Below are 7361 nucleotides of genomic sequence, written 5' to 3' on the forward strand. Positions count from 1 at the left end.
CCCTCGAATGGGCCCGGGGATCCGGTGGCAGGTCAGCCGGAGGATCCCGAGGTGCCGCCACCTCCGCCGGGCTCGCCCGACGGCGTCGGCGGGGTGGCCCCGCATGCGACGATCATCTCTATCCGGCAATCCTCGCGGGCCTACGAGCTGGAGAAGCCCGGCGGCGGTGACCAGGAGGCCCGGAAGAAAGCCGGCACCGTCGCCTCGCTGGCCAGCGCGATCGTGCATGCGGCCAACATGGGCGCCAAGGTGATCAATGTCAGCGTTACCGCCTGTGTATCGGCCGCTGATCCGTTGGACCAGAGCGCCATTGGCGCTGCCGTCTGGTACGCCGCAACCGTGAAGGACGCGGTGATCGTCGCGGCAGCCGGTAACGAGGGCGAAGACGAGTGCGCCCAGAATCCGGGCTTTGACCCGTTGAATACCTCCGACCCGCGGGACTGGCATCAAGTCAAAACGGTGTCGTCGCCGTCCTGGTTCTCCGACTACGTGCTGTCAGTGGGCGCGGTCGACAACTCGGGCGCTCCCGTCAGCAAGAGCCTGAGCGGCCCGTGGGTGGCCGCGGCGGCACCCGGCGTCGGAATCATGGGGTTGTCTCCGCAGACCGGTGGACCGGTGAACGCCTATCCGCCAATCCGGCCCGGTGAAAAGAACATGCCGTTCTGGGGCACCAGTTTTTCGGCGGCGTATGTGAGCGGGGTAGCCGCGCTGGTACGGGCCAAGTATCCGGCGCTGAGCGCGCATCAAATCATCAATCGGATTCTGCAGACGGCCCATAACCCGCCGCGCGGGGTGGACAACCAGGTCGGCTACGGAGTGGTGGATCCCGTTGCCGCGCTCACATTCAACGTGCCAGCCGGGGACCGCCTGGCGCCCGGCGGGCAGAGCCGCCTGATCGTGCCCCCCGCTCCGCCTCCCCCGCCCGATCACCGTGCCCGCGCTGTCGCGTTGGTGTTCGCCGGGTTGGTGGTTGCTGCGGTGGTGATCGCATCGCTCGTCGCGCGGGCTCGGCGAGAGCGATGACGGCCGGGCTGAGGCTGGCGATCATCGTCGGCGTCCTCGCGACCGGCCTGGTCGGCTGGGCGTTAGCCGGATATCCCGGCGCCGCAGGGGGTTTGGTGCTCGGGCTGATTGCCGGTGTCATCCGCTGGCGAGGCCAACCGTTGTGGTCATGGCTGATGCTGTGGCGACAGCGCCGTCGAGCGATCCCGTTGAGTGAACCGATCACGGTGGCCAACGACCGCGCCGGAGGTGGCGTTCGGTACCAGGATGGCGTCGCGGTGGTGGCCGTGCAGCTGCTCGGCAAGGCACATCAGCCGACCCTGTTCACCGGCTCGACGGCGACGTACACCGAAAACACCGTCGACGTCGCCGATCTGTTGCCGCTGCTGCACCAGAGCCTGGGGTTGGCCGTCGAATCGCTCAGCGTGGTCAGCGCCGGGGCCCGGCGGCGTAGCAGCGGCGACTATCCGCGGGTCTATGACACATTGATCGGCACCCCGCCGTATGCCGGCCAGCGGGAGACCTGGCTGATCGTTCGGATCGCATCGTTCCCCAATGCCGAAGCGCTGCAATGGCGTACGTCGGTCGGCACCGCGACCCTTGCCGCGGCGCAGCGGATCAGCGCGGCCCTGCGGCAGCAGGGCCTGCGCGCCAAGGTCGCGACAGCCACCGACATCGTGGAGTTGGAGCGGCGCTTGGGATCCTCGGCACTGAACGCGCAGCACCAGCGGTGGCGCACGGCGCGGGGCGAGGCCGGTTGGCTGACGACGTATTGGTACCGGCCCAGCGACATCACCGAGGAGAATTTGGAACACGCGTGGGCGCTGCGCGCCGACGGGATCATCCAAAACATCACGGTGTTCGGCGACGGCAGCATGACGGCAACGGTCACCGTGCGCACCGCACAGCCGCCGACGGCCCCACCGAGCGTCATGCTAAAGACCTTGCCGGGGGAGCAGGCCCGCGCGATCGCGGCCAACCTCTGCGGACCGATGCCGACGCTGCACGGCATCCGGTCCGGCGTTCTGGCGCAACCGCTGATCCTTCCGATCGGACCCTCGGGTGTTCTGCTGGGCAAGGTCGACGCCGGTAACCGGCTGATGCTGCCGCTCGACGACCCGGGGGAGTTCAGCCGGGTGCATATCGCCGCGCAAGACGCTTTGGCCAAACGAATTGTGGTGCGGCTGGCCGGCGCCGGCGAGCGGATAACCGTGCATACCCGCGACCAGCAGCGCTGGGACAGCGTGCGGATGCCCGATATCGCTGTGGGCAATCAAGTCAGGCCGATCGCCGGCACCACCGTCAGCGTCGTCGACGGCACGGTGACGCCCGCGCCGCGACCGAACACCCTGATCTCGATCGGGGAGCCGGGAACGCCCTACCGGGGATCGGCCGATGTGCTCATCACGCAGATCGGCCCGGCGACCGTCGACGTGACGGCAGCTGGTCAGCTCCATACGGTTGAGGTCGAGTTGTTCCGGGCCGAGAATCGCTACATATCCTCAGAACCGACCCTGCGGACAACCGAGCTCGAATCGGTGGACTAAACGATGACTAGCAGCAGCACCACAGCCGCCGCACGCAAGCGATTCGATCAGGCGATGGCGTTGTTCGACAACGATCAGCCGGCCGCCCTTGCGCGGTTCCGAGAGGCCACGGAAATCGACCCGTCGATGGCTGACGCGTGGCTGGGCCGGATCGCCGCCGGCGACGAGGAACTGTCCACATTGCAGCAGCTGTACGCCTACGGGGCACGGCTGCACCGGGAGACCAACCGGCTCGGTGTCCGGCTGTCGGCGTCGATCAAAGCCGGGCCGTATCTGGCGATCTCGGTGACGGAGTCGTCACACGCGGGGTTGGCGTTGGCCAGCGCGCTTGTTGACGACGGCCAGTACGAGAAAGCCGAAGCGCTGCTGAAAGATTCGACGCTGCTGGATAGCTGGGAGAACCATCAGTGGCAGCAGTACGTGCGGGCCTACCTGATGTTCGCCACGCAGCGCTGGCCGGACGTGATTTCGGTGGCGGCAACCATCTTGCCGCCGCAGGCGATCATCATGTCGGCGGTGACCGCAGCCACCGACGCGCTAGCCGCACACGCCGCCGCTCATCTTGGCCAGGCCCGCGTCGCGCTGGACTGGGCAGACCGGGTAGATCTGCGGGCCGGCCACGTCGGCGCGGCCGAGGCGCGCCGTCACCAGCTGACGGACACCGCGGTAACAGCGATCGATCCGAACGAATTTCCTTTGATCGCAGCAGATCTCGCCTATGTGCGCGGAATGGCGCACCGCCAGCTGGATGAAGAGGACAAGGCTCAGGTCTGGTTGTCCAGGGCGACGATCAACGGGGCGCTGATCGAACCGGCCAAGGAAGCGCTGGCCGACCCGCACCTGCAGCTGGTGGTCACCGACGAGGAAACCATCAACACCCGCAGCAATAAGTGGGACGTCTCCACCGAGCGGTCCGCCCAGGAGCGCCGCGAGGAGGAGAACGAGGGGCGGCGGGAAGAGCTGCTGGCTGAAGGTCGTGCCCTGCTCAACAACCAAGTCGGGTTGAGCGAAGTCAAGCGGGCGGTCGCCGAAATCGAGGATCAGATCGAGGTCCGGGCGCTGCGGATGGCGGCCGGGTTGCCGGTGACCAACCAGACCAACCACATGCTTCTCGTCGGCCCGCCCGGCACAGGTAAGACGACCACCGCCGAGGCGCTGGGGAAGATCTATGCGGGGCTGGGCATCGTGCGGCATCCCGAGATCATCGAAGTCAAGCGTGCTGACTTCTGCGGTGAGCACATTGGGGCATCCGGCCCGAGGACCAACGAGCTGATCGCGCGTTCACTGGGCCGCATCCTGTTCATGGATGAGTTCTATTCACTTGTGGAGCGCCACCACGACGGCCGGCCGGACATGATCGGCATGGAGGCGGTCAACCAGCTGCTGGTCGCCCTCGAGGTGCATCGATTCGACTTCTGCTTCATCGGTGCAGGTTACGAGAAGGAAGTCGACGAATTCCTCACCGTCAACCCGGGTTTGGCGGGCCGGTTCAATCGCAAGCTGCGGTTCGAGTCCTACGCCCCCGACGAGCTGGTGGAGATCGCGGTCCGTTACGGCGAACCTCGTGCGACCGTGATCGAGCCCGCCGCCCGTGAAGCGCTGAACATGGCATGCAAGACCTTGCGGGCCTATCTGGCACCCGACGGCAGTCACGGAATCGACGTGATGCAGAACGGCCGCTTCGCCCGCAACGTCGTCGAACGTGCCGAGCGGCTGCGCGATTCCCGGGTGGCCGCCCAACATCGCACCGACAAAGGCTCGGTGACCATCGAAGATCTGGAGACATTGCGCACCCAGGACATCGTCGCGGCCGTCGTGGACGCGTGCGCGGAAAAGCATGTGCCGATCCAAGTTTGAGTGCCAAGCACGTCGCTGCGCATGCTAAGTGTCGGTTCGGTAGTTGCGGGTTATCGGATCGAACGAGTCGTCGGTGCCGGCGGCATGGGTACGGTGTACTTGGCGCAGAATCTCGACCTGCCGCGGCGGGACGCGCTCAAGGTGCTTTCCGCGGAACTGTCCTACAGCGACGAGTTTCGGGCCAGGTTTATCCGCGAGGCTGATGTTGCTTCTCGTCTACAACACCCCAATGTTGTCTCGATCTACAGCCGCGGCGAAACCGACGACGGGCAACTGTGGATCGCCATGCAGTACATCGATGGCACCGATGCAGATGATGCGCTGCGCGCGGGAAAGATGACCCCGATGCGCGCAGTGCACATCGTCAGTGAGGTGGCGCAAGCCTTGGATTATGCCCACCACCACAATGTGGTGCACCGCGATGTCAAACCCGCTAACTTTCTGCTGTCTGGTGACGGGGGCGGCCCCGAGCGAGTACTGCTCGGTGATTTCGGGATCGCGCGCGCGATCGACGATGTCGGGTTGACGGTCACGGGATCTGTCATCGCGACAATGGCGTATGCGGCGCCCGAGGTGCTCGCCGGCGGCCCGTTCGATGGTCGAGCAGATGTGTATTCCTTGGGGTGCAGTCTGTTTCGACTGCTTACCGGGAAGACGCCATTCGCCGGCGCTGGAGCCAACGGTCCGGCGGCTGTAATGATGGCCCATCTGCATCAGCCGCCGCCGCGCGTGACAGATCGAGTACCTGGCCTGCCTCCGGCGATGGATTCGGTGATCGGTATCGCGCTAGCGAAGGAACCCGCTCAGCGCTTCGGCTCGGCGACCGAGCTCGCGGCCGCTGCGGCAGCGGCGCTGCACCACCAGCCGACGCCGGAGGCGGTGCAGCGGGCAGTCCCGACCGCAGAGGTGGCCTCGTATCCCAGCCCGGCGGACAGCGCTTGGTGGCGCCCACCGGCGGGTACCCGGACGCTGCTGGCAACGCCGGATGGTTCTGCGGTCCCGCTGCTGTCCCCAGCGGGCCCGCCACGCCGGCGCAGGCGCACGGCGTGGGTGATCGGGATCCTCGCCGCCGTCATCCTGCTCGTCGCCGGCGGCGTCACCGTGTTCAGGCGCAGCAACGTTACGGGACAACGGGATACCGCGACACCATCGGTATCAGCGACAACGACGGCCGCTACGTCCGCTACAGCGGTGCCGCGTGTTTTGGTCTCGGCGTTGCCCGGTCTGCTCATTTCGATCGATGAAATCAGACAACTGATGGGTGACGCGAAGCTGCAGGTGTCTGAAACCGCGCCGAGCATGTTCGACATGTCTGCATACCTGACCGATAAGGATTGCGTTGGCGCGTACGGGCCGGCTCAAACGACGGTTTACGCCAAGTCCGGCTTCATGGGTGTTCAACAGCAGGCAATCAACGGCCCGCCTGATCCGTCACAGCTCAACAATGTCACCCAGGCGGTCATCGCGTTTCTGACCGCAGACCAAGCCGCGGGCGCAGTGTCCGACCAGGTAGGTCAATGGCAGCAATGTGCCAATCGGACCACGTCGTTGAACCTTCCTGACCGAACGCCCGCGCATCTGACATTCGGCGCACCGAGCACCGTTGCCGACAACGTCCACGCGATCACCCTGCAGGTGGAGCCGGCGGCCGCGCAACAGCACTGTCAGCGTGCGCTGACATCGCGTAACAACGTGATCGTCGACATCAGTTCCTGCAGTGCAACTTTGACGGATCCGGCGGTGCGAATCGCCAACTTGATCGTCGGCAAGGTGTCGCCGAGATGACCATCGCCACCCACTTCGTAGGCGTTGTCGAACAGACCAGGCACACAATCACCGCGATTGCGATACCTTTACTGATCATGATGCACCCGCGCGTCATGCGGCGCGGCGAGAGTGCTGCCCCTAATCCCGGACCTCCGCTGGGCGGTTGCTGACCATGCTGCCTGTCGGCGCGCTGGTGGCTGGCTATCGGATCGAGCGAGTCTTGGGTGCGGGCGGTATGGGCACCGTCTACCTAGTGCACAATCCAACCTTGCCGCGCCGCGAAGCCCTGAAGGTGCTGTCGGCAGAGTTGTCCCGCAACGAGGATTTCCGTGCACGGTTTGTCCGCGAGGCCGACGTCGCTGCCGGTCTTGCCCATTCCAATATCGTCTCGGTATACCGCCGCGGTGAAACCGAAGACGGACAGCTATGGATTGCGATGCAGTTCGTGGATGGCACCGATGCCGACGAAGCGTTACGCGTCGGCACCATGACACCGGCACGCGCCGTGCACGTCGTCGGTGAAATCGCTAAGGCACTGGACTATGCCCACTGGCACAACGTCGTGCACCGTGACGTCAAACCTGGCAACTTCCTGTTATCCCACGAAGGCGGTGGGATCGAGCGAGTGCTGCTAGCCGATTTCGGAATCGCGCGTGCCCTCGACGACGTCGGGCTGACGGGGACCGGTTCGCTGGTGGCCACCGTGACCTACGCTGCGCCAGAAGTGCTCGCCGGCCTGCGATTCGATCACCGGGCCGACCTGTATTCGTTGGGGTGCACGCTGTTTCGGCTGCTCACCGGGAATACGCCATTTCCCGCGCACGGCGGTGTGCCGGCAATGATGCTTGCACACCTGCAGCAGCCGCCGCCGCGGGTCACCGACTGGGTTCCATCCCTTCCGGTGGCGTTGGATTCGGTAATCGCTACGGCGATGGCCAAAGATCCCGGGCAGCGTTTCCAGACCGCCGGTGCCCTCGCCGCTGCGGCAACCGAGGCGCTGCACCGGCCTGTCATGCCGCATACCGCACCGTGGCAGCCTATTTCGCGCCACGACGTCAGCTCTTACCCGAGCGTTCCGGTAACCACTCCGTGGTGGCGGCCTGAGAGCAGTCCGCGGACCATGTTTGCACCGGTGAGCCCGCCGCCAGCACAGTGGGCAACGCCAGCCGCACCGCCGGTGCCCCGGGG

Annotated in this window: 5 protein-coding genes; all 5 read left to right on the forward strand. The window is 65.8% G+C overall.

What is annotated here, in order from left to right; all coding sequences use genetic code 11:
- Nucleotides 1-1023: type VII secretion-associated serine protease mycosin (gene mycP / locus WB785_RS07690; RefSeq protein WP_424078244.1), on the forward strand; the 1023-nt coding region annotated here is incomplete at its 5' end.
- A complete protein-coding gene (gene eccE / locus WB785_RS07695) occupies nt 1020-2549 on the forward strand; it encodes a type VII secretion protein EccE (protein WP_424078245.1) in 1530 nt (509 codons plus the stop codon). The genes mycP and eccE, both read left to right, overlap by 4 nt.
- Before the next feature lie 3 nt (nt 2550-2552).
- Nucleotides 2553-4406 carry a type VII secretion AAA-ATPase EccA gene (gene eccA, locus WB785_RS07700; protein WP_424078246.1) on the forward strand — a complete coding sequence of 618 codons (1854 nt, stop codon included), beginning with the start codon at nt 2553-2555 and terminating at the stop codon, nt 4404-4406.
- 21 nt (nt 4407-4427) lie between these two features.
- On the forward strand, nt 4428-6191 hold the full coding sequence (locus WB785_RS07705) for a serine/threonine-protein kinase PknH/PknJ (RefSeq protein WP_424078247.1): 1764 nt from the start codon (nt 4428-4430) through the stop codon (nt 6189-6191).
- A gap of 154 nt (nt 6192-6345) precedes the next feature.
- The coding region (locus WB785_RS07710) for a protein kinase domain-containing protein (RefSeq protein ID WP_424078248.1) at nt 6346-7361 on the forward strand (1016 nt) is incomplete at its 3' end.

Source organism: Mycobacterium sp. (assembly GCF_049585075.1).
Classification (GTDB): Bacteria; Actinomycetota; Actinomycetes; order Mycobacteriales; family Mycobacteriaceae; genus Mycobacterium.